The sequence below is a fragment of the Nocardioides pymetrozini genome, from assembly GCF_046058985.1.
In the GTDB taxonomy this organism is placed as follows: Bacteria; Actinomycetota; Actinomycetes; order Propionibacteriales; family Nocardioidaceae; genus Nocardioides.
The window spans coordinates 1-21,869 of the sequence record NZ_CP175557.1 but is presented as its reverse complement, the minus strand read 5'-3'; the positions used below and the strand labels follow the sequence as shown (position 1 = coordinate 21,869).

13 protein-coding genes are annotated in these 21,869 nt (G+C 69.3%); 3 read left to right on the top strand and 10 right to left on the bottom strand.

The features are described 5' to 3' along the window. Nucleotides 1-269: 269 nt before the first annotated feature. The 9 genes from ACJ5H2_RS21750 to ACJ5H2_RS21710 form a co-directional block, all read right to left on the bottom strand. Nucleotides 270-839: a DNA N-6-adenine-methyltransferase gene (locus tag ACJ5H2_RS21750; RefSeq protein WP_408899811.1), complete on the bottom strand. Its 570-nt coding sequence runs from the start codon at nucleotides 837-839 to the stop codon at nucleotides 270-272. A 29-nt stretch (nucleotides 840-868) separates the two neighbouring features. After that, on the bottom strand, nucleotides 869-2,290 hold the full coding sequence (locus ACJ5H2_RS21745) for a hypothetical protein (protein ID WP_408899810.1): 1,422 nt from the start codon (nucleotides 2,288-2,290) through the stop codon (nucleotides 869-871). 143 nt (nucleotides 2,291-2,433) lie between these two features. Then, on the bottom strand, nucleotides 2,434-3,843 hold the full coding sequence (locus ACJ5H2_RS21740; RefSeq protein WP_408899809.1) for a hypothetical protein: 1,410 nt from the start codon (nucleotides 3,841-3,843) through the stop codon (nucleotides 2,434-2,436). Between the two features lie 121 nt (nucleotides 3,844-3,964). Further along, complete coding sequence (locus ACJ5H2_RS21735; protein WP_408899808.1) at nucleotides 3,965-5,152, bottom strand: Fic family protein; 1,188 nt, start codon at nucleotides 5,150-5,152, stop codon at nucleotides 3,965-3,967. 275 nt (nucleotides 5,153-5,427) lie between these two features. After that, nucleotides 5,428-5,922, bottom strand: a complete 495-nt coding sequence (locus ACJ5H2_RS21730; protein ID WP_408899807.1) for a hypothetical protein — start codon at nucleotides 5,920-5,922, stop codon at nucleotides 5,428-5,430. Nucleotides 5,923-6,051: 129 nt separating this feature from the next. Next, on the bottom strand, nucleotides 6,052-6,555 hold the full coding sequence (locus ACJ5H2_RS21725; protein ID WP_408899806.1) for a macro domain-containing protein: 504 nt from the start codon (nucleotides 6,553-6,555) through the stop codon (nucleotides 6,052-6,054). 15 nt (nucleotides 6,556-6,570) lie between these two features. Then, on the bottom strand, nucleotides 6,571-6,912 hold the full coding sequence (locus ACJ5H2_RS21720) for a hypothetical protein (protein ID WP_408899805.1): 342 nt from the start codon (nucleotides 6,910-6,912) through the stop codon (nucleotides 6,571-6,573). 155 nt (nucleotides 6,913-7,067) lie between these two features. After that, complete coding sequence (locus ACJ5H2_RS21715; RefSeq protein ID WP_408899804.1) at nucleotides 7,068-13,127, bottom strand: GNAT family N-acetyltransferase; 6,060 nt, start codon at nucleotides 13,125-13,127, stop codon at nucleotides 7,068-7,070. Nucleotides 13,128-13,452: 325 nt separating this feature from the next. Continuing rightward, nucleotides 13,453-13,800, bottom strand: coding sequence for a hypothetical protein (locus tag ACJ5H2_RS21710; RefSeq protein ID WP_408899803.1), 348 nt, complete (start codon nucleotides 13,798-13,800; stop codon nucleotides 13,453-13,455). A 435-nt stretch (nucleotides 13,801-14,235) separates the two neighbouring features. Between ACJ5H2_RS21710 and ACJ5H2_RS21705 the strand changes: the two genes are divergently transcribed. From ACJ5H2_RS21705 to ACJ5H2_RS21695, 3 genes are all read left to right on the top strand, one after another. After that, nucleotides 14,236-15,522 (top strand): DUF1173 domain-containing protein, encoded by a 1,287-nt coding sequence (locus tag ACJ5H2_RS21705; protein ID WP_408899802.1) that lies wholly within the window; start codon nucleotides 14,236-14,238, stop codon nucleotides 15,520-15,522. Nucleotides 15,523-15,617: 95 nt separating this feature from the next. Continuing rightward, the gene (locus ACJ5H2_RS21700) at nucleotides 15,618-16,688 is read left to right on the top strand and encodes a hypothetical protein (RefSeq protein WP_408899801.1); all 1,071 of its coding nucleotides are present in this window, start codon (nucleotides 15,618-15,620) and stop codon (nucleotides 16,686-16,688) included. A gap of 89 nt (nucleotides 16,689-16,777) precedes the next feature. Continuing rightward, the gene (locus ACJ5H2_RS21695) at nucleotides 16,778-20,398 is read left to right on the top strand and encodes a ribonuclease H-like domain-containing protein (protein WP_408899800.1); all 3,621 of its coding nucleotides are present in this window, start codon (nucleotides 16,778-16,780) and stop codon (nucleotides 20,396-20,398) included. A 172-nt stretch (nucleotides 20,399-20,570) separates the two neighbouring features. On the opposite strand, the gene ACJ5H2_RS21690 is transcribed toward ACJ5H2_RS21695, so the two are convergent. Next, a complete protein-coding gene (locus tag ACJ5H2_RS21690) occupies nucleotides 20,571-21,503 on the bottom strand; it encodes a hypothetical protein (protein ID WP_408899799.1) in 933 nt (310 codons plus the stop codon). Between the last annotated feature and the right edge of the window lie 366 nt (nucleotides 21,504-21,869).

The window sequence follows — 21,869 nt, the reverse complement described above, 5'->3', positions numbered from 1 at the left end:
GCGCGGCGCCATATCGCCCAGCGGCAGGACGGCGCAACAGTGTGGGGGAGTGCCGCTAGCGTTGCCCCGGCGTGATCCACCCTGCTTGCCTGAGCGCCTGGCCTCGCGAGGCGTGGTTCCGTCCATCGAGGGTCTCGCGGGCCGCGAGAAGGCCGTTCTGGGGCTTCTGGCGCGGTGTGTGCGAAAGGCCATGAGGCCAGAGAATGACACGCGCGGGATTCGGGCCGACAAGCCCCGGTCGGCGCGGGGCGCCCGCGCGCCGTCCACGTTCAGAGGCCGAGTGGAATGTCGACGTGCGCGGACGGAGGCTCGTCGCGGAGAAGGAACGCGGAGCCGAGCTGGTCGGCTTGACGCAGATCGACATTCCACCCGATGAGTGCTGAGGGGTGCGACGCGGCGACCTGCCGTCCGTTGGCCCGGGGCAAACCGAACTTCACGCGGCCCTTGATGAACAGCAACGACGTCGCCGACGTCATCGCCTCGTGCCAAATGCGGGTGTCGGTGTGGGCGGGGACGAGCAGCACGACCCGGGATCCGGCGGCGCCGGCCTCGGCGCACCGACGTACCCAACGCACCCTTGCCTCGCCGTAGGGCGGGTTGCAGAACACCGTTGCGGCCGACCAGGGAAGGGCCGCACCGTCATCGGGGAGTGCGTAGAACCGGTCGGCGCCAACGGGGTTGTCGGCAGTGGTGCAGGGGTCGAGCTCGATCCGACCGCCGAGCACGGCACGGACGGGGTCGAGCACGTACGCCGGTGTCAGGTGGACTTGCTCCTCGGCGTCTTCGGGTCGCCGCCGCAGCTCGTTGTCGAACCGGAACAACGCCAGCTCCGTCGCCACGTCACCAGCCTCCTTCGGGACGGGGCCTGTCAGCGGCTCGGGGCCTGGTCAACCGCAGGGCTGTGCGAGGTGACAGGCGGCCGCGTCGGCGCAGGGGCGGTGGGGGAGTGCAAAGCGGCGGCCTGCAGGGCCGCCGACGGCACGGGAGCCCAGCCGGGCTGCTGGGGGAGGGGCTCCTCGGCCGGAGTCGAGGCCCGCTCGTCGAACAGGGTGTGCTCGGTGGTGCCGCCCAGCGCCATAGGCACCAGCGACCTGGTCTCCAGGCGTGCCGCGTCCCAGGTCGCGAGCCGGTCCGGCGGCGTCTCATTCCGCCTCAGCGGCATGATCCTGTACTCCCGTCGCAGATCCATCACCGCGGATGCGGCCGCCTGGTAGCCCGGCTCGGCTGCGGTCTCCCGCGCGACGCGGCGCACATGATCGACCGCCGCGACAGGGTCTGTGAATCGGGACTCTTCACCGGTCATCAGGACTCCTTCGGCCTGGGGTGGGCTGGTCTGTTCATCGGGCGGCGTACGACGAACCACCGAGAACGCCGCTGGCGACCTGGCAGGCCCGGAAGGAGGTTGCTGGGACGGCGAGATCGACTCGGGTCGTGGCTGCTGCGATGAGGTGCCCGCCGCAGCGTTGATCGTCGAGCGCATCAGCGAGACTCCCGAGCTCTGGGCAGGCGTCGTGGCACCTGTGGGGCTCGTCTGGCCGGTCATCTCGGCGAGCAGTGCGATCGCGCGGTCGGCGAGGTCGCAGCCGGCGTCGTCGCTGTCGTGCCAGTCGTCGCCGGCGACGTATCGGCCGGCTTCCTCGGCGGCCGATAGGTCGGCGCGTTCCGCACGCCACTCGGCGTGCTCGGCGAGCAAGTCGGAGGCGGCGCGGAGCTGGTCGACGGTGGGCCCGTCGATACTCCTGCCCAGCGCGGTGGCGAGAAGGGGCAACAGCTCCTCCGCGGTGGGCAGGTGTACGTCGGCGGCTTCGCGGTGCTGGCGATCCCAGTCGGGCCGCGCGCCGGGTGGGTGGCCCTCGTAGTCGCAGTAGTGGCCGTCCTCGACACCGTCGAGGGGATACCCGTCGACCGTCACATCCGAGACGACCCACCGGCTGGCGTGGGCCTCGGAGCGGCCTTCCCCGGAGTCGGCGACGAAGACCGAACGGCACGTGGGGCCGGCGTACGCGCCGCCTTGGTCGAATGACACGAAGATGCCAGTGCCGTCGGTGGTCCAGCCGGTCACGGTGCCGAACTGCGCCTCGCCCGCGCCGTCGCCGCGGAAGACACGGGTGCCCGCGGGGGCGGTGTCCTGGGCAGCGACCACGGTCTGGGCCGGGGAGTCCTCGAGGTGGAGGTAGACCTTCACGTGGTTCTCGATCCGATGCGGGTAGCCCGGATCATCAGCCCACGGCGATCCCTCGCCAGGGGAGGGGCCAGTAGCGGCTGCCGGGCCGGTCGGGTCCTCGCTCATGTCAGCGCTCCTTGGGTTGGGTGGTTGTGTGCCCGGCCCCGCAGGTACACCTCCCACCGAAAGGAGGAGAGAGGGATTGTGGGTGCCCTTCGCCGCACCGCCACTCGACGGCGTTGACGGGGCCAGGCAAGCGTGTGGAGTTGTCACAACGCCGGGGCGCCGTAGGTGGCGCTCCGGGCCGCCGGGAACGGCGTTGGTGGGCGAGCCGACGTGGTGGGGGTCAGGTTCAGGGACTGTTGGAGTGCCGCCCGCTGGAGCGGGTTGCTGAACCGGGCCGCCGGCTCGCTGGGGGCCGGCATGTTCACCAGGTCGGTCAGCGTGGCCTCCAGCCGGGAGCGGCGCCCGACGCGCACCGGACCGTCGCGGTGGCGGGGGTGGGCGTCGATGAGATTGCTCTTGGTGCGCAGCAGCTCGCGGCGCAGCGACTTGCCGAGGTTGTGGGTGACCTCGTGGGTTGCCTTGGCCAGCTCAGCCATCTGGGTGGGCTGGAGCCGGATCGGGACGCCCTGGTCTTCCATCCGTGCGACCGCGGTTGTGAGCTCGCTCTGCTGCCAGAAGCGGCGCATGTTGGGCTCCTGGGCGGGCGTGACGTCGGCCAGGTGGCTGATCTGAGGCTGCAACTCCTCTAACACCTCGGCGCGGTCGGCGAAGAACGCTGCGAACATGCTGGTCTTGGGGGACTGGCGGGCGGCGGCCGCGAACGCCCGGCACAGGTAGAGCTGGCTGGCCGTGACCTGCCGGGCCGAGTCGGCGGTGATCTCCGGCTCGTCGGCGTAGAACGCGTCGGAGGCCATCATCGGGCGTAGGAAGCGGCCGAGTCGCTGTTGCGCGGCCGCGAGATCGGTCGGCGCGGACACCAGCGACACCGGCTCCACCACCGTCGAGGCGGGTGCCTGTGGCAGCCGCGGTGTGGCTTCCTCAGCGGCGGCGCTCGTGGCGTGCCAGGCCGCCACCCGGGCCGTCTGGGAGAGCACCATGCGTTTCTCGTCAAGCCCCATCGCGAACTCCGGGTGCTGGTGCTCAGTCAGCAGGCCGACTTCCTCGAGGCGCGAGTCGAGCACCAGGACCGCCTCCAGGGCGACCGCCACGTCCCGCATCACCCACCAGCCGGCGCCCGGGTCGGTGCGCCACGGCTGTTCCTCGGCCGCCGACAGCGTGTGGGAGGCCGACAGCAGCTCGATCGCCGCCGTCCGCCACGACTCGACCGTCGGGTCCTGCGAAGCAGGTGTGAGGTAGTCGGAGTGGGGCCGTCGCTCGTCCAGCGTGAGTGACGGCAGCGCGAAGGCGATGTTGTCCACCAGGGTCGCGAGCTTCTCGTCCAGCCCGGCGAGCATCGGCTTCGGTGTCCGGGACGGCAGGTGGTCCGGCGGGGGATACCAGGTGTCTTGGCCCACGTCGTAGAGCCGCTGCCGCAGCGCATCGACCACGGCCTCGCGGCAGTGCAGCAGCTGGTCGACCGCGTGCTCGTCGGCCGGGATCGCATCGTCACGGATCAGGGCGTTGAGCGCCTGGGCCGCGTTCTCGGCGTGCTCGCCGTACGTGGAGACCGTCATCGCCGGTCACCCGCCGGGCGCTGGTCGGGACACGTTGCTGCCATATCCCGAGAAGCAACCGCCGCGACGCCAGATCGGACATCGCGGCGGGAACTAAGTGTGGAGAAGCACCAGCGGCGTTCTATCTGCCCCGCGTACCGGGGGAGCGGCGCATCCGCTCAGTGGCGGGCACGTCCGGCGGCCGCGGCGTCGACCGGCTGGTGCCCAGCGCCGCGGCCTGCAGCGCCGTCGACCGCTCACCCGGCGCGCCTCCGGGTGCGGCCAGCAGCTCCGCGGACCGTGCGCCGATCCTCACGCCGAGGTCATGTAGCTCGTCGAGCAGATCGGCGGTTCCCCAGATCTGGTTGCGGGTTCGGGCCGTCAGCGGGCGGATCACCTCCGCGGCGGCCAGCCGTTCGATCGCGCGGTAGGTCGCAGCTGTCGAGAGCCCGAGTCGCGTCTCGAGGTCGTCGGCGGTGAAGATCGGCGTGGTCGGCAGCGAGGCCAGCACGTCGGCCGTGGCGCTGCCTACTCGGGGCGAGCCGGCGAGATCGTGCCACTGCGCGGGCATCGCGGCCAGGCGTGCCGCGGTGAGGGTGGCCTCCTGCGAGGCGACGATCGCCGATCGGGCGAAGGCGTGCACGATCGGTCCGGCGTCTCCGGCCCGGTAGTGATCCAGCGTCCCGAAGTAGTGCTCGCGGCGGGCCACCAGCGCCGAGGCGATCGGGATCACGACATGCTGAGCCACGCCCCGCTCGCGGATCACTGCCGCGGCCAGAGCGCGACCGATGCGGCCGTTGCCGTCGGTGAAGGGGTGGATCGACTCGAACTGCGCATGCGCGATCGCGGCCTGGACGATCACCGGCAGGTCGGTGCGCTGGCCGAACGTGACCAGGTCGTCCATCAACTCCTCGACCAGCTCGGGCGGTGGCGGCACATACAGGGCGTTGCGGGGGGAGTGGTCCGATCCGCCGATCCAGTTCTGCATCTCCCGCCAGCGGCCCGCATATGCCCGCTCGGCCGGATCGTCGGCCATCAAGAGCCGGTGCGCAGCCGTGATCCCGGACGCGTCGATCGGGCCGTGCAGCAGCCGGTCCATCGCACCGGAGGCCGCCACCATCGACGTTGCCGACGAGTTCGCCTTCACACCATGCAGGGCACGCGCGAAGTCCTCGATGCTCGCGTCCTCGTGCTCGATCTTCGAGGATGCGACCGACTCCGCCCGCAACAGCAGTGTCGCCAGCGGCCGCAGGTGCTCACCGCTGGTCTCATCCAGCCGGGCGATCGTCCGCACCGCCAGGTCGCATTCGGCGAGGAGGTCGTTCGGCACGCGCGGATCCAACCCGGCCACGCGCGGCGGGATCGACACCGTCACCTCGCGCAGCGTCCGGTCATCCACCGTCCCGCCGCGATGGGTCTGTCGCCACGCAACCGTGCGCTGCTCATGTGCGGGTACGACGACCCGTGGCCCGACGGACCCCACCGGAGCGTCGCCTGCGACGTCGTCGACCACCGAGAACACCTCCCGTCGATCTCTCAGATACTACAGATAAGTGAGAATAGCGGCTACGGTGTTCTCACAACACCATTCGCACGTCCCCAGCGTCAGGGCGTGACGGGAGGGCCGGAGTCGCCGATCGTGTGAGGCCCGGCGGCCGGCCGAAGCGACGGTGGGGGAGTGGTGCTGAGGGCTGCCGCCTGTATCCCGGCGCTCCACACCGAGATGCCGGACTCCGACTGCGTGTCGGCGGTCGGCGGGTCACTGCGGCCGAAGTGGTGGGGGTCGCCCGGGTCGATCAAGGTGACCCGGTGCCCGTAGTCGGTGCACATCCGGGCGATGGATGCCGGGTCGGTGGCGACGTACACATCATCGAGCCACTCCTCGCGCTGGGTGTCCTCCGCGAAGCTGTCGATCAGCAGCGAGTCCTCCATCGCGGCGACCGCCTGTTCGTACGACGTGTACGGCCCGACGACCTCCGGACGTGGCTGCTCAGAGTCGGCGTACCAGCGCAGGGTCACCCACCAGCCCGGCGCCTCCGGGCCACCGTGGGCGTTGACGTAGTCGGTCCAGGTCGCATCAGCTGTCAGTGGGTTCGTCATGTCCAGAGAAGCAACCATCACCACGGCGGATCGGACACGCTCCGCTGTAGAGCGCTCTTGTCGGCCGCGCTCACTCACTCCCAGTGAGGCGGCGAGCCGGGCCAACGATCGCGGCGTACCGCTCGGGGGTCAGCGGTCCAGCGACCCACTCGGTGCACACAGGACGACGTCCAGGTCGCCACCGGCTGGCGCGGCCGCAGCCGCCTCCAGGCCGCGGTAGATCGCTGCGCGCGAGATGTCGGGGGAGAGGCCGCCGTACCCGGCGCCGATCAGCGGCATCGCCATCGAGGTGACACCGAGCTCTCGGGCCTTCTCGACGGCGCTACGTGCGCATGCCTCGACCCCGGCCGCGCTGGCTCGCCAGAAGATGTTGAGCCCGGCGACGTGGATCAAGTACTTCGGCCCGGTCATGTCGCCGGCCGCCGTCGAGACCGCGTCACCGACCTTCAGGACCCCCATGCGTGCCAGATCTCGCCACGGCCCCGGTCCGGTGACCGTCTTCAACTGGCCGCTGATCCCGCCGGTCAGCAGCAGCCTCCGGGGCACGAAGTTCCGGTTCCAGGCGTTGACCAGGGCCTCGACCGGTTGGTCGAGCAAGTCGCCCGTGACCTCGCGAACCCGCACCCCCGGCATCGCAGTGGCCCCCTGCTAGGCGACGGCGGCCACGCCGCGGCGCAGCAGCCGCCGCGCGGAGTCGAGGCGGAGGCTGTGCTGGAGCACCTGCGAGTTGGCCAGGAGCATGGTGAGGCGCTCCTCGAGGTCGGCCAGCCCGGACCGCAGGTCACCGACATGCACGGGAACGTAGCGAGCGGGCCGCCGCTGCCCGAAGTCGGTGAGCTCAGCACGAGCCATCCCCAGGAACGGCAGCACCATGGCGTGCCCGTCCTGCCCGGTCGCGCCCTCGAGCGCGGCAAGCAGGGAGACCGCGTAGACGAAGTCCGGGGTGGCGTCGTACACGTCGCCGCCTCGGAGGTCGCTGGGAACAGACATCAGGTGTGGTCCTTTCGAAGAGGATCGACAGCGGGTCCGACCCCCGCCATCAAGTGGAACAGACCCGGCCCGTGAGGCGCATCCGGCGCGCCCGGACCGGGGGAGAACCGGCGTGGAGCTCGGCCTGTGGACGAAAACTGGACCGCCCCGCGCGATCATCGCGACCACCCCAGTGCGCCCGTGGGACCGCCGAAGCCCGGCGGCGGCGGGGACGCCGGTGGGGGAGGCGGAGCGATCGCGGGCCGAGCCGTCGACTGGGATCCGTTAGGTGACGTTGTGACCGGCGCCTGGTCGGCGGAGGCGTCGCGGGCATGAATCCGTGGCCGCGGTGCCGGTTCCCCGCGGGCCTCACGGGCACGCTCGGCCATCTGCTGCTTGATCCGGCGCCGAGAGGTGCGGATCGCGCCCATCTCGGCCGGCTTGACGTTCCGCGGCGCCTCGAGCCGCGCATCGCGCAGCGCCCGCCACTTCTCGGTCACCTCGTTGTAGGTGGTCTCGGCTTCCTTCACCAGCGCGGCGTGCTTACTTGCGGCCTCATCGGACGCACTGCCGGCCGCATCCGGCGCCGCGGCCGTCCCATCCGTGGCCGGGCTCGCGCCGCTGGGACGGTCTGCGGCCACGAGCCGCATCAGCTCCGTCAGCGCCCGGTTGCGTTCCTTGAGAGCGTCGAGCTCGGCGGCGGCCTCGAAGGTGGTGTCTTGCTCGGCCGCTGAGACCTCGACTTCCTTGTGCAGCCGTTCGACCCGGGCAGACAGCGCGGCGGGACGGTCAGCGATGCTGCGGACCAGGTTCTCCAGGCGCGTGATCGCACCGGTGTCGATCTTGCCGGGCATCAGCTCGGCGGGGGAGAGGTCCAACAGGTCCGGTGCCCACTCGCGAGTGTTGGCCGGATCGTCGACCCCGACTCGGTATGACGGTTTCCCAATCCCGGGTCGATAGGTCCAGGCGTAGAGGCGCACGCCTCCCAGCTTGCCGATCAGGAACGGGCGCCCTTCACCCAGCGGGGCGTACTGCAGATCCCCCGACAGGCCGGGGGACTCGGCCAGCCTGAGCGCCGCGTGCTTGCGCTCGATCACCGGTCGGTCCTCGAGTCGGCCGTACTTGTTGGTCGCGAACATGCGGAACGCCTCGCCGGAGGTGTCGCTCACCTCGTTGGCTGCGCCTTCCAACGCGGTGATGCTCGCGGTCAGGGAGGTGATCATGCGGGTGCCCTGCGCGACGACGTTGGCGTGGTACTCCTTGGAGGCATCGAATGTGTCGGCCTGGTTCTGCATTCGCCGCAGATCCAGGTCGAGCTGGGTCTTGTCCATCAGCAGCGGGTTGTTCGCCGCGAGCGCCTTCAGCATCGCGGCCTCGGACTGGGTCGCGGACTCGGACTGCCCGATGATCGTGGCGTCGAGGTCGGCGAGGGCGAACGCCCGCAGGAAGTTGTCCTTGCGGGCCACGTGCGCCCACTGGAACCCCTCCGTGGAGCCCTCCAGCGGGTAGTACAGGACTCGGACCTCGTCGAACTGGTTGCCGCGGCGGATGGCGCGGCCGTTGCGCTGCTCGATCTGGTCGGGCCGGTACGCGCCGTCGACGTGATGCAGCGCCGAGAGCCGGTTCTGCACGTTCAGGCCGGTGCCCATCTTCCCGGTCGACCCGATGAGTACCTTGATCTCGCCTGTGCGGCACCGCTCGGTCAGCTTCCCCAGCTTGGTCGCATCGCCTTCGGCGTCATGGATGAACGCGACCTCGTCCGGTTTCAGGCCGCCGTCGACCAGTGCGAACTTCAACGCGTCGTAGAAGGAGTGCTTGCCCTCGCCGTTCGGGACGCCCTTGTCGCAGAACACCAGCTGGAACCCGCCCCGGATCGGCGCCGGCTCAGCCGACCCGCGGCGCACCGTGAACTGCATGTCGCGAGTCCGCTGCCACTCGGCGAGGACCTGCTCGGCGACGAGCGGCACCTTGGAGTCCGCGTCGGTCAGTTCGTCGGGGTCGATCCCGGCCTCCCACAGCTTCAGCTTGGGGATGAGCCGCAGGTCGACGGCCGAGGTGAGCCCGTCGGTGCCGATCGCGACGACCGTGTCCTCGCCCGGCTCGGGCTTGAACTTCGGCTTGATGGCCTCGCGGCGAACGTTGAGATGCCGGATGAACGCTTGCTGATGCTCCGAGACACCGCGCACGATCTTCTCTGCCTGGCCACCGCGCAGCTTCGGGCGCTCCAGGCCGACGTCCTCGGCCGTGACCTCGTCGGCGAACTGCACCCAGATCCGCTTCAACTCGCCCGCGTTGACCAGGCCGTCGCCCTCACGCATCTTGACCTGCAGGCGGCCCGTCACGGTCGGCTCGATGGACTCCTCCATCTGCAGGAACGCCTTGCGGAAGTCGTCGAACTCGCTGACGCCGGCCTCGGCGAGCAAGTCGGGGCGCAGGAACCGGATCATCACGTAGAACTCGCGCGTCGAGTTCGAGATCGGCGTCCCGGTCGCGAACAACGCCACCGACCGCTTCCCGAGCTCGGCGTTGCGTTCGCGCAGCCAGTCCAGCTTGGCCCGCAGATCCACCGCACCCAGGTTCGGCTTCCCCTTCGCCAGCGCCCGCACCGACGACTCGACCTCGTCGTTCTTGTACTCGTGCGCCTCGTCGACCACGACGTAGTCGAACCCGGCGGTCTCGAAGTCCAGCGGCCCGATGTCGCCACCGATGCGGTCCTGGAGCTCGCGCAGCGAGGACTCCTCACGCTCGATGCGTTCCCCGATCCGCTTCACCGCCTTGGTGTCGCCTTCGGCGAGCGCTTCCTCGCGCTCGCCCCGGAGCTTGTCCAGGCGCTGCTGGATGTTGTCCTCGATGGTCTCCTCCGAGAGCGGCAGCAGCCGGAACGACGAGGCGGTCATCACCACCGCGTCCCAATCGTGCGAGGCGGCCTGGGCGACGAACCGGCGCCGGGCGTCCGGGCCGGAGATGCCCTTGGTGTCGGTGGCCAGTAGCTCGGCGTCGGGGTAGAGGATCGTGAACTCTCGCACCCACTGCTCCAGCAGGTGGTTGGGCACCACCACGACTGGCTTGTGGATCTGCCCCAGCCGCCGCTTCTCCATAATCGAGGCGGCCAACGAAAAGGTCTTCCCCGTGCCGACTTCGTGGTGCAGCAGCACCGCCTCGGAATCCTTGGCCATCGCGACCGCGTCGTTTTGGTGCGGGTCCAGGGCGATCGCGTCCGACATGCCCGGGTAGGCCGAGTAGGGGGAGTCGACGTAGTTGACGTCGGTGTAGGAGCGGTACTTGTCGTTGTATGCGGCGTGCAGCCGCTGCTTGCGGTCGGGGTCGCGCCAGAGCCACCGGGCGAACTCCTTCTCGATGACCTCCATCTGCTCGCCGGCGGCCTCGGTCTCGGCGCGGTTGATCCGCTCCACACCCTCGGAGTCCTTGTCGGTGACCTGCGGTCGCTGGCCCTTCAACGCGGTCTCGACGAGCTGGTAGGTGGTCCGCCGCGAGGTGCCCCATTTCGCTTTCAACGGCTTGCGCCAGTCATGCCCCGGTGGAGCGCCCATGCTGCCGCCACCCTCCAGCGCTGGGTTGCGGCGCGAGCCGCCGTTCGCCGGGGAGCACTTCCAGCCGTCCTCCTCGGAGTAGGTGACGGTGGCCCGGTCGTTGCCGGTGATGTCGCGAACGAACGTCTCCACGTCGGCTGCGGGGATCCACACCATGCCGAGCTTGGCGCTGATCTTGGTGACGTCCTTGTCCGGCGGCACCGCGGCCCGCATCGCGGCCGCCGCCTCACCCCACTTCTCTGGATCGTCCTTGGCGAGCTCCTCGAGCTCGGCCGCCTTGCGGCGCACGTTGCCTGACAGGAACAGGTGGGCGGGGACCAGGTCGCCGGTCCGGTGGTCGGTGAACACCAGCCCCTTGGTGAGCGAGGTGGCCTCCTCGACGTTGACGCCGAGCAGGCCGGCGATGCGGTCCATGTCGACGCGGCCGTCGTGCTCGCGACTGATCGCCACCGCATCCGCCGGCGACTCCGCCTTCGCCGGGAGCTCGCGGAAGCCGACCATCCGCTGGGCGAAGAACTTCGCCTTCGTCGCGGTGTTGGTGAACTCGTCGTAGGCGGCTTCCAGGCCCGTCAGCGACCACCAGGTCGGATCCTTACGAATGCCACCCATCCCCGGCTTGGTGTAGGTGATCTGGTACCACTCGCCGTCATCGCCCTCGACCAGCCCTTCGGTCTGGTTCGGGTCCTCGGGGTCCTTGACCTTGACCTGCTTCTGAGACGCCTTCATCCGGCTGATCGGGCCGTAGTCGGCCACGTAGGTGTCGTAGCAGCGGTTCAGCTCGGCCCTCAGCTCGTCGATCTCCGGGGTGTTCTCGGTCGTCTCCCGCTCGGCCTCGCGCAGGTCCGCGGCCAGGTCCCGCATCCGCAGCAGGCTCACGAGCTCGTCGGCCTGCGAGGGATGGTGCCCATCCTTCGTGCGCCGGCCGGCTGTCTTGGCCCCGTCCGGGACGTAGGGCACCTCCGTGCCGTCGAAGTCGACGACGGTGAACGAGTGGCGCAGCGACCCCGCCGAACCCCGGCGCTTGCCCGGCACCGGCTCAGTGGCGGTGTGGGTGATCTGCCCGACCTTCTTCGCACGCGCCCGGGTGCGCGCCGATCTCACGGGCCCGTGGCTGACGGGTGCGGGAGCGCCCGACGTCGACCGCGCCGACGGCGTCGGGCTCGCCGGCGTGGCCGGCGCCTGGGCAGCCGTCGGTGCGGTAGACGACTGGGTCGACGGTGGCGCGGTGCCGGCGGGGGAGTGGCCATGGTCCTCGGCGAGGGCGGCCGCAGTGATCACCTCGAGCCGTTCGCGCAGCTGGCTGCCCAGGGTGCTGTCCGAGATGAGCGGACGCACGGCGAGCACCTCGCGGCCCATCGCGGCCTGCCCCGTGGCCGTGGTGCCGAGGATGTTCTCCGGGTGGGCGGCGAAGTAGCCGTTGATGTGCCGTTCGGTGCCGTCGTCCAGCCGGGTCGGCACCGAGGTCACCCACGCGTCGTCTCCCGGGGTCCGGTCGGGTTCGCGGCGCCGCAGCACGAGGACGTCGGTGACGACCTCGGTGCCTGCGGCGGCCCGGTGCGCGGCGTTGGGCAGGCGTACGGCGCCGAGCAGGTCGGCCTGCTCGAACCAGCCGCGGCGCACGGTCGAGAGCTGCTTGTCCAGGGTGCCTGCGGAGGTGATCACCGCCATCGTTCCGCCGGGCTTCAACCCGGCCAGGGCCTTGGAGATGAAGTGGTCGTGGATCAGCAGCTGGTTGCGCGGATTGTGGACGCGGTCCCTGACGGGGTAGTTCCCGAACGGGACGTTCCCGATCACTGCATCGTAGGTGCCGGGCCGAACCGGGGTCTCGCCGAACGACTCCACCCGCACCTCGGCCGACGGGTAGAGCAGTCGTGCGATGCTGCCGGAGGCCTCGTTGCGCTCCACCCCGACCAGCCGCGCACTCGCTGGGGCGAACCCAATGAAGTTGCCGGTGCCGCAGCCGGGCTCAAGCACAAGACCGGACTCGAATCCCAGACCCGTGAGGGCGGCCCACATCGGCTCCACCAGGCCGGCGTCGGTGAAGTGGGAGTTCAACGCGTTCTGCATCGCGTCGTCGTACTCAGCCGGCGACAACAGTCCGCGCAGCTCCTCGCGGACCGGCGCGTAGGTGTCGTCACCGGTCACGAAGACCTTCGGCAACGCACCCCATCCGGCGAACCGCGCGAGAACCTGCTGCTCATCGGCCGTGGCTGGACGATCCTCTGCCTCGATGCGCCGCAACAACCGCAGGGCCGCCAGGTTCGCCTGAACCTTCGCGTCCACCCCGGCAGGAGCAAGATCGCCCTGGCCGGTGGGCTTGAAGTCCACCGACTCCGCGGCCTTGGCCGGTGCATCCGTCGGTGTGCCGTCGATCGCGAACAACCCGAGACGGCGGCCGAGTGCCTGCCCCGCCGAGGTGATCGGCGTCCATCGTTCGACTGCTGACGCGTCGAGCTCCCGGGCTTCTTGCATCAGGCGGGTGCCGATGCCCTGGCGGCGGTGGTCGGGGTTGACCTCGACGGTGGCGTTGCCGTAGCCGGGTGTCCAGTGGACCCTGCCGATTCGCTTGCCATCGAGCAGTGCGTGGATCTCGACGTGGGCGGCGTACGGGTTGCTGTCGTCGTAGTTCAACCGCCGCGCGCTGCCGTCCGGCATCCGAGCGAAGTCGACGTCGTGATACTCCACCGGCACGTAGCTGACCGCGTCGGCGGCGGTGGGCGCGGCAGGGTAGCGCCGGTCTGCGGGATCGTCCGTCGACGTCGAGTCGGGCTCGTGATGCGCTGGCTGGCCAAGGTTCGTCGGGGGTCGACGAACTCGGTCACCGGGTGCGCCTCGACGTAGTCGTCACCAGATCGCACAGCGACGTTCTGACTGCTCACCGAGACCACGGTGCGCCCGCCGGTGAGCTGGTCTCCGGGCCGCACCGTGTCGCCCTCGACGTCCCGACCGAGGTCGGGGGAGTGGATGGTGGCGGCGGCCGGCGAGGTGGATACCTCCGCCGACGGCTGGACTACTCCGAAGTCAGCGTCGTCGGCGTCTCGCGCGAGAGGGTGCCCTGCTCCTTCGGCAGGTACACCAGCTCGGCCAGCGCCTCTTCCTCGGCCCGCATCCGTGCCATCGTCGCCCGACGTCGCGTCAACTCCGGCGGATCGTGCGGTCGGCTGGATGCTCGCAGGTTGTCCGCGGCCAGGTAGTCCACCATCTCGGCCACCTGCTGTCCCAGGTCCTCGAAGAACGCTCGGCGCTCCGGGACCGGGATCGTCTCCAGGCGGCTCGGCAGGTACGTCGCCCAGTACCGCGATGCCATCGACGCGTACTTCATCCTCGGGTCGACCTCGTTGCTGGTCTGCGGACTCATCGCCTACTCCTTCCGCCTCGTCCCTAGTGTGCGCCCTCTCTCCGACAGTCTCATCGAGCCCGGGCTCTGGTGCGCCCACCCCAGCGGCGGCGTCGCGCTGGCTTCCGTCCGTCCCCGACTGCTGAAGACTGGTGACCTCACCAGCAGCGACAGGCACCTCACCGGCCGGTTCACCTGGCTCCTCACCAAGATCCCAAAGCGCCAGCTGATCAGAGTCGTCAGCACTCCCACGACCTCGCGCCACGCCCGGCACCTCCAAACCGTTGGTGAGGACGCCCGGCCGCAGCCCACACCGCGGCTCACCACCGCCCTCTTCAACGAAAGGCACCCACTCGGCCCGCAGATCGGACACCTCAGGGAGAAAAAGTGGAAAAAGTTCCAGCCGGACCCGGCCGAAGCGTCCGATCCACAGGCCCCGCCGTTGCCTTTCTGGACATGACCACGACACACAGCGCCCCGGCACCAGCCCGGGCCGACCACGACCACGAGCACGACCGTGACCGGCAGACCTTCGAGCTCTACGGCCGCCGGATCACCCACCCCAACCACCCCGACGTACAACAGCTGCTCGCGGCCGCGCACACCGACCGGATCCGGCCCCTGTGCCTGTGCCGCCCCGACGGCGTCGCCATGTACGTCGCCAAGATCGGGCCCGAGAGGTTCGTCATCAAACGCATGCCCGACTCCGGTCTCGAGCACACACCCCGATGCGCCTCGTACCTGCCGCCCGAAGAGCTCTCCGGGCTAGGGCAGGTCCTCGGATCGGCGATCACCGAGGAAGCCGACAGCGGCCTGACCGCCATCAAGCTCGGGTTCCGCATGTCCAAGGCCGAACGCGCCGCCCCGGCCGGCACCGGCAGTGGGGGAGTGGCCGACTCCGTTGCCGCCGACCCCAACCGCCTCACGCTGCGTGCGGTCCTGCACTACCTGTGGCAAGAAGCCGACCTGGCGACCTGGACGCCCGGCATGGACGGCAAGCGCAACTGGCGCATCGTGTCGTGGTACCTGCGTCAGGCCGCCCGCGGGAAGTTCACCAAGGGCAAGCCGCTCGCCACGAAGCTGTATGTCCCTGAACCGTTCAACGTGGAGAAGAAGACCGAGATCGCTGCCCGCCGACTGTCCGCGTGGGCGCCGCTCCAGCACAACGGCTCCGCGCAGCAGTTCATGATGCTGATCGGCGAGCTCAAGAGGATCGCGCCCGCCCGGTTCGGACACAAGCTCGTCATCAGGCACCTGCCCGACGCGCCGCTGATGGTCGACGACACCCTCCACAACCGCCTCAACAAGCGGTTCGGGAACGAACTCGAGCTGTGGCAGAACAATGAGGACGGCCACCTCATGGTGATCGCCACCTTCTCCGTCGGCCGCGCGGGCCTGGCCACCGCCGAGGAGATCTCGCTCGTCATGACCGACCGCAACTGGCTGCCCTACGAGTCGCTCCTCGACAAGCTGCTCCTCGACACCGCGCTCGACGCGCGCCGCAGGTTCACCAAGTCGCTGCGCTACAACCTCGCCCCCGACAAGCCCATGGCCTCCCTGGTGTTCACCGACACCGAGACACCCACCGCGGCGTTCCTGCTCACCAGCGACGATGACCGTGAGGTCGCCACCCAGATCGCCGCCGACACCGGCACCGAGGTCTGGACCTGGGTCGTCACCGAGGACATGCCACCCCTGCCGCCCGTCGCGGACCACCGGCACACCGCACCCAGCGACCAGTGAGCACCACCATGTCGCGCCGCCGACCAGAAACTGTCGGTGCCGCCAGGCACCATCACCTCCAGAGACCAACCCAGGAGTCCCACTCGGAGGAATCCATGGCCCAGACGCTGCGAACCCAGCCCATCGCGTCGTACGACGACGCTCCGCCCCCGGCGCCGATGACGCTCAGCGCCGACGCGGTCGTCGACCGAATCTGGGACACCACCCGGTGGAAACCGCTCGTCCTGGTCTCCTGTGTCCTCGACGACCGACCCAAGGTCAGCCTCGACCGGCTCACCTCGGCGATCGGGGACGCGGCCGAGATCCTCGTCATCACCGCCAGCGAGGCATGGAACCTCCAACGCCGCGTCCCCCGCGGTTTCGAGGCCTACGGCGGAGCCATCCGCGTCGTCCTCCCCGACGCCACCGAGAACGACCCATCCGAACGGCACCCACTGTTCTTCACCTTCGACAACGACAACCCCGCCGACACCGTCTCCCGCATCTCCTCCTGCCTGACCCGCAACGACTTCACCCGCACCAAGAGCGAGCAACCACCGAAACCGCCTGCGACCCCGCGCCAACAACGCCGCGCCCAGAAACTCCGCGACGCCCTCCGCACCATCGACCGCCTCGAGGAGGACAACACAGCCCTCACCGCGACCGTCCACGACCTCCGCGCCGTGAACACCGACCTGGCCGAGCAGCTCGCCCAGGCCAAGGCCGACATGGACGAGCTCGTCGACGAGCTCGACGAGGCCACCTGCCCCCACCCGATCGTGTATAGCGACCCCGAGGAGCAGCTGCGCCACGAGATCTGGCTGACCTGGCTCACCAGCACCGCCGAGACAGACCGCGCCGCTCAGCCGCTGTGCGACTACGACCTCGGACCCGACTTCCTCGACTCCATGAACCTCCAACTCGTCTCCCGCGGCCGCATCCTCGACGTCGTCGTCGACGTCCTCACCCGCCGCGTCCACCAGATCCCCGCCCGCCGCAGCCACCCACTCCGCACCGCCGACGCAGGCAACGCACCCCAACGCACCCGCCCAGACGGCGCCGCCGCCTGGCGCTGTGACCTCAAGACCGGCAAAGCCGGCGGCCCACGGCTGGCCTGGTGGCAACACCCCGACGGCCGGATCGAGCTCGGCAAGGCCAGCCACCACGACGACTACGCCCTCCGGTAGCACCGGAGAACCGCTCGTGGTGCCGCGCCACCGAGGCATCTGCGGTAGTTCTCAGCGGTACCCACGCTGGAGTCGGTAGCGTCGCCTCCGTGCCACCTACCCCCGCCCGCGCCGACCTGATGGAACGCCTCGTCAACAAGGCCGGCGGCGTACGGTCCGAGGCAACCATCCAAAGCGACGTCCGGATCCTGTTGCTGGACAGCGAACTCGATCTCGACGACGTCCACCTCGAGACGCAGGTCGGCGCCAAGCACCGGCGCATCGACGTCGAAGTCGGCTGCACCGTCATCGAAGTCAAGAAGACCCTGGCGTCCGCGGCCGCGATCGCCGCTGGCACCAAGCAACTGGCTGACTACGTGATCTCGCGCCAAGAGGCCATGGGACAGCGGTACGTCGGGATCCTCACCGACGGTGCCCTGTGGCTCGCGTTCCACGAGGTCGACGGCGCACTCTCCGAAGCCACCCGCCACAAAGCCACCACCGGCGAGGCCGGCGCCCGCGATCTGCTGACCTGGCTCGAGGGCGTACTCGCCACGAAGAAGGCGGTCCGGCCGACCCCCGACGAGATCCACGACCGGCTCGGCGCCGACTCCTCATCTCACGACCTCGACTTCGCGACCCTCAAGGCGCTCTACGACGAGCACAAGAACGAGCCGACCGTCACCCTCAAGCGGGAGCTGTGGGCCAGCCTCCTGCGCTCAGCACTCGGGACGCAGTTCACCGACGACGACGCTCTGTTCCTCGAGCACACGCTGCTGGTCAACTCGGCCGAGATCATCGCCCACCTGGTTCTCGGACTCGACGCCACGCAACTCTCTCCGGCCACGCTGCTCAGCGGCGACCAGTTCACCGCCGCCGGACTCCACGGGGTCGTTGACCGCGACTTCTTCGACTGGGTCTTGGAGGTACCCGGCGGCGAGGGTTTCGTCTCCGCGCTCGCACGCCGACTCTCCCGCTTCGACTGGTCGGCGGTGGAACACGACGTGCTCAAGGTGCTGTACGAATCGGTCATCAAACCGGAGGTCCGCAAGAGCCTCGGCGAGTACTACACCCCAGACTGGCTGGCCAACCGCGTCGTCAGCGAAGTTGTCACCGACCCCCTCAACCAGCGGGTCCTGGACCCCTCATGCGGGTCGGGCACCTTCATCTTCTACGCCGTACGCCGCTACCTTGAGGCGGCCGCCCACGCCGGCGTCAGCCTGACCGAGGCAATGGCGACCGTGAGCTCGCGGGTCATGGGCATCGACCTACATCCCGTCGCCGTCGCTCTCGCCCGGGTCACCTACCTGCTCGCCCTCGGCAGAGACAAGCTGGTCTCGCCCGAGCGCGGCAGCCTCTCGGTGCCCATCTACCTGGGTGACTCTCTCGGGTGGAATCAGGCCGAGGACATCCTGTCGGTGGACATGCTCGTCATCCCCACCGAGGTGGGTGACCAGATCTTCAGCGCTCCGCTCCGGTTCCCCGAGGAGCTCCTCCGAGACGCCGCCAGGTTCGATGCGCTGGTAGCCGCGCTCGTGGATGAGTCGGAACGTGCAGCGGGCAAGCCCACCCGCGCCCTCAGCGCTGGAACGGTCCGTCGGCTCGGCCTCGACGAGGCCCACCTGCCCGTACTGAACGAAAACTTCGTGCGTCTCAAGCAGCTGCACCAAGACAACCGGAACCACATCTGGTCCTACTACGTCCGCAACGTCTCCAGACCAGCCTGGCTGGCCCGCGAAGAGAACCGCGTCGACGTCCTCGTCGGGAACCCGCCGTGGCTCTCCTACCGACACATGACCAAGGAGATGCAACGCGAGTTTAAGTCACTCGCCCGTGCCCGGGAGTTCTGGCACAAGGAGAACACCGCCACCCACCAAGACCTCGCCGGCGTCTTCGTCGCGCGCGCCGTTGAGCGATACCTCAAGACCGGCGGCCGCCTGGCCTTCGTCGTCCCCAACTCAGTCATCGACCGCGACTACTGGTCCGGCTTCCGCCTCGGCCGCTTCAACGGCGCCGCAGTGAAATTCGACGTCCCCTGGGACCTGCGACGCGTCCGGCCGCACATGTTCCCCCGCGGCTCCGGGGTCATCTACGGCACAAGGACGCCCACGCCGCGCGAGATGCCAGCCCGCGCGGTCGTATGGAAGGGTCGCGTGCCCCGCCGCCAAGCAGCCCTCGACTACGCCCTCGGACTCACACAGTCGGTGGAGAGGATCAAGATCCACAGTGACGAGGACGAGCTATCCCCTTACCACCCCCGCTTCACTCAAGGCGCGATCCTGGTACCCAGGCTCTTGTTCCGCGTCAAAGAGGTGGCTGCTGGAGCGCTCGGCGTCCCAGCGGGGAAGGTCTCAGTCCAGTCCGATCGCTCGGTCACGGAAAAGAAACCGTGGAAGGACCTGCCCGACGTCACCGGGACGGTGGAGCGACAGTTCGTCCGTCCGACCTACCTCGGTGAGCATGTCATCCCGTTCCGCGCGCGAACGCCAGACACCTTCGTCATCCCGCTGACGGGCAACGGTGAGTTGCTGGAGGGTGACAATCCCAAACTCGACGGCTTCCCCGGACTCGCTACATGGATGAGAAGTGCCGAGGCGATCTGGAACGAGCACGGGGCCGGGAACATGACCCTCGGCGAACAGATCGACTACATGAGCAAACTGACCCAGCAGGTGCCCGCACCGCCGCTCCGGGTCGTCTACGCGACGGCAGGGATGCACGTCGCGGCCGCCATGATCACCGAGCAGCGAGCGATCATTGACTCCAAGCTCTACTGGGCCGCCGTCGCCACTGAATCCGAGGGGCACTACCTGACAGCCGTGCTCAACGCCCCCATCGTCACGACCCTCGTCCGCCCGCTCATGTCTTACGGAAAGGATGAGCGAGACATCCACAAGCACGTGTGGAAGTTGCCGATCCCTGCGTTCGACCCCGACAACAGCCTCCACATGTCGATCAGCAACCTCGGCCGCGAGCTCACCGGCGTCATCGCCAACCAGGATGTCAGCGACTACTTCGTGACCGCCCGCCGCGAGGTGCGGGCAACGCTGACCGAACGCGCCGAGCTCAACGCCCTGGTGGCGGAGCTACTCGACGAGCCGCTGCCCGATGACAGCGGCGACGTGCCCTTGCCCAGTCTGCTGCGACTCACCAGCGGCGAGCTCGGGGTCGAGCCTGCGGACGTCGAGATCGACCTGGACCTCGAGTTCGACGAGGACCAGCGCGTCTACCTCTGGGGCTACCTCGTCACCGAGAACGAGGAATCGCGGTATGTGCCGGTGGGAACCGCCGACGCCGACCCCACTCCCGACGCTCTCGCACGCGAACTGCTGCTCCAGGTCTCCGAGGTCGTCGAAGCGGCCCGGGCAGCCGGCAGATCCGTGCGGATCTACCACTACGGCTCCGTCGAGGCGGCGCACCTTGCGCGGCTCCTCGGCAGCGACGCGGAGCCGCTGCTCGCGGCCGCCACGGACCTCCTGGCTGTCCTGCGCGCGCACTTCTTCTCCGGCGTCGGCTACGGGCTCAAGAGCGTGGCCGAGTTCGCCGGCTTCGAATGGCGCAGCGCCGGCATGACCGGCGCCGACACCTACGAACTCATCGGCAAGGCCCGCGAGGGCGACGAAGCCGCGTGGCAGACGCTCCTGGAGTACAACGAGGACGACACCCGCGCCACGCTCGCTCTGCGCCGCTGGCTCCGATCCGGCGGCGGTCAGCCGCACTCCGGGGGCTGACCGTCACTGGCCACAAGCCGCAGGTGATCGCGGCTCGGCCAATTGACGTCGACGACCGGGACACGGTCCGTCGCCAGCTTGGCCCCAGGGCAGGAAGGGTCCAGGCAGGGGCCAAAGAACAGGTCCGCCTCGAGGTGCAGGTCATCCATGGAGAGTGGTTCCTTCCTCCGGGTCAACGAAGCGCGGTGGGGTGTGTCAGCACCAGCGCATCGCCCTGGCCAGTGCTGGTGGTCGCCTCGTCGTGCTCTCGCGCGGTCTGCTTCCGCTGCTGGCGCTCGTCCGCGGCCACGCTGATGCGGTGCACCCGCTCCAGTGAGTCGGCACCGTCTTGCCACTGCGCGTAGTGGACCATCGACCCAGCGAGGCCAGCCAAGGCCACGCTCCGGTCGGCAGCACGTTCCACCACCCGGCGCCAGTAACGGTCGGCAGCGGGCGCGACGTAGCTGATCGCGATCAGGCTGCCGGTTGCGATCCCGAGGGCGGGGTCCCCGCCCGGCTGGAAGCCCTGGACGACCACGACCACACCGATCACGAACCGCATCTGCCACGCGAACCCGGACGCGGGCACCCAGGAGAAGGCTCGCGCGATCTGGCGGATCACCACGTACAGGAGCGTCCAGGGGAACGCCCACAGCCGCGCCGCCAGGTCGAACCGGGACGGGCCCACCCGCTGGCTGGCCACCGCGTGCCCGATCGCCGCGGCCGCGTCCTCCTGGGTGAGACGGTGCTCGTACAGGCCCTGGACCAAGGTCGGCTCGACGACCACCGTCCGCCGCCCGATCCACGTCACGGGAAGCCCGCCGGTGTCAGTCCAGCGCATCACCACACGGTGCGGCTCCAGCTCCAACACCTTGAGCAGAGCCAGAACCGGCGCGAGCGCAGCGCGCTCACCGGCACGAAGGCCGCGAGCGAAGCCGAAGATCCGCGCCGCCGGCGCCTCCCAGGCACCGCACGCCAACACCAACGACACGACCAGGGTGACGGCGAACGCGGCCACCAAGCCGAGGCCGGGCAGGAAGCTCAAGGCCATGACCGCGATGAAGCTTCCCGCGATGCCGGACGGCACGACGGCGCACAGGCGGATCAACTTGGTCGAAGCGCGCATGTCCTCACGTCCTCTCACGAGCGGGGACCCGATGGTCCACGCCCTGGTCGACACGACCCGAACGTGCCGGCACTTCAATCTGAGTGTGCATCTCATCACCGACAGCGCAACCTCATCGCCGCAAACCTGTGGATAGCGAAGCGCCATACACAGGTCCCAGGGATGCACTCTTGACGGGCGCGCTGTGCCCCCTAGTCGCTCAGGCTCCTGTTCAGTCGGTCCTGGTAGGCCGGGTCGAGGAAGACCAGGTCAACCTGTGGGCGCGTCTCCGGGCACTGGGGGAGTGGGGGAGTGGAGGCGAGGAGTCGCGCGAGGCGCGTCTCCAGCTGGGATCGAGTGTTCGACACGGGTCTAGTTCTCCTTCCT

Coding starts and splice junctions, on each gene's coding strand:
- ACJ5H2_RS21745 (WP_408899810.1), bottom strand. CDS start 2,290: ATGAGCGAGGACCCGACCGGCCCGGCAGCCGCTACTGGCCCCTCCCCT.
- ACJ5H2_RS21740 (WP_408899809.1), bottom strand. CDS start 3,843: ATGACGGTCTCCACGTACGGCGAGCACGCCGAGAACGCGGCCCAGGCG.
- ACJ5H2_RS21730 (WP_408899807.1), bottom strand. CDS start 5,922: ATGACGAACCCACTGACAGCTGATGCGACCTGGACCGACTACGTCAAC.
- ACJ5H2_RS21725 (WP_408899806.1), bottom strand. CDS start 6,555: ATGCCGGGGGTGCGGGTTCGCGAGGTCACGGGCGACTTGCTCGACCAA.
- ACJ5H2_RS21720 (WP_408899805.1), bottom strand. CDS start 6,912: ATGTCTGTTCCCAGCGACCTCCGAGGCGGCGACGTGTACGACGCCACC.
- ACJ5H2_RS21710 (WP_408899803.1), bottom strand. CDS start 13,800: ATGAGTCCGCAGACCAGCAACGAGGTCGACCCGAGGATGAAGTACGCG.
- ACJ5H2_RS21705 (WP_408899802.1), top strand. CDS start 14,236: ATGACCACGACACACAGCGCCCCGGCACCAGCCCGGGCCGACCACGAC.
- ACJ5H2_RS21700 (WP_408899801.1), top strand. CDS start 15,618: ATGGCCCAGACGCTGCGAACCCAGCCCATCGCGTCGTACGACGACGCT.
- ACJ5H2_RS21690 (WP_408899799.1), bottom strand. CDS start 21,503: ATGCGCGCTTCGACCAAGTTGATCCGCCTGTGCGCCGTCGTGCCGTCC.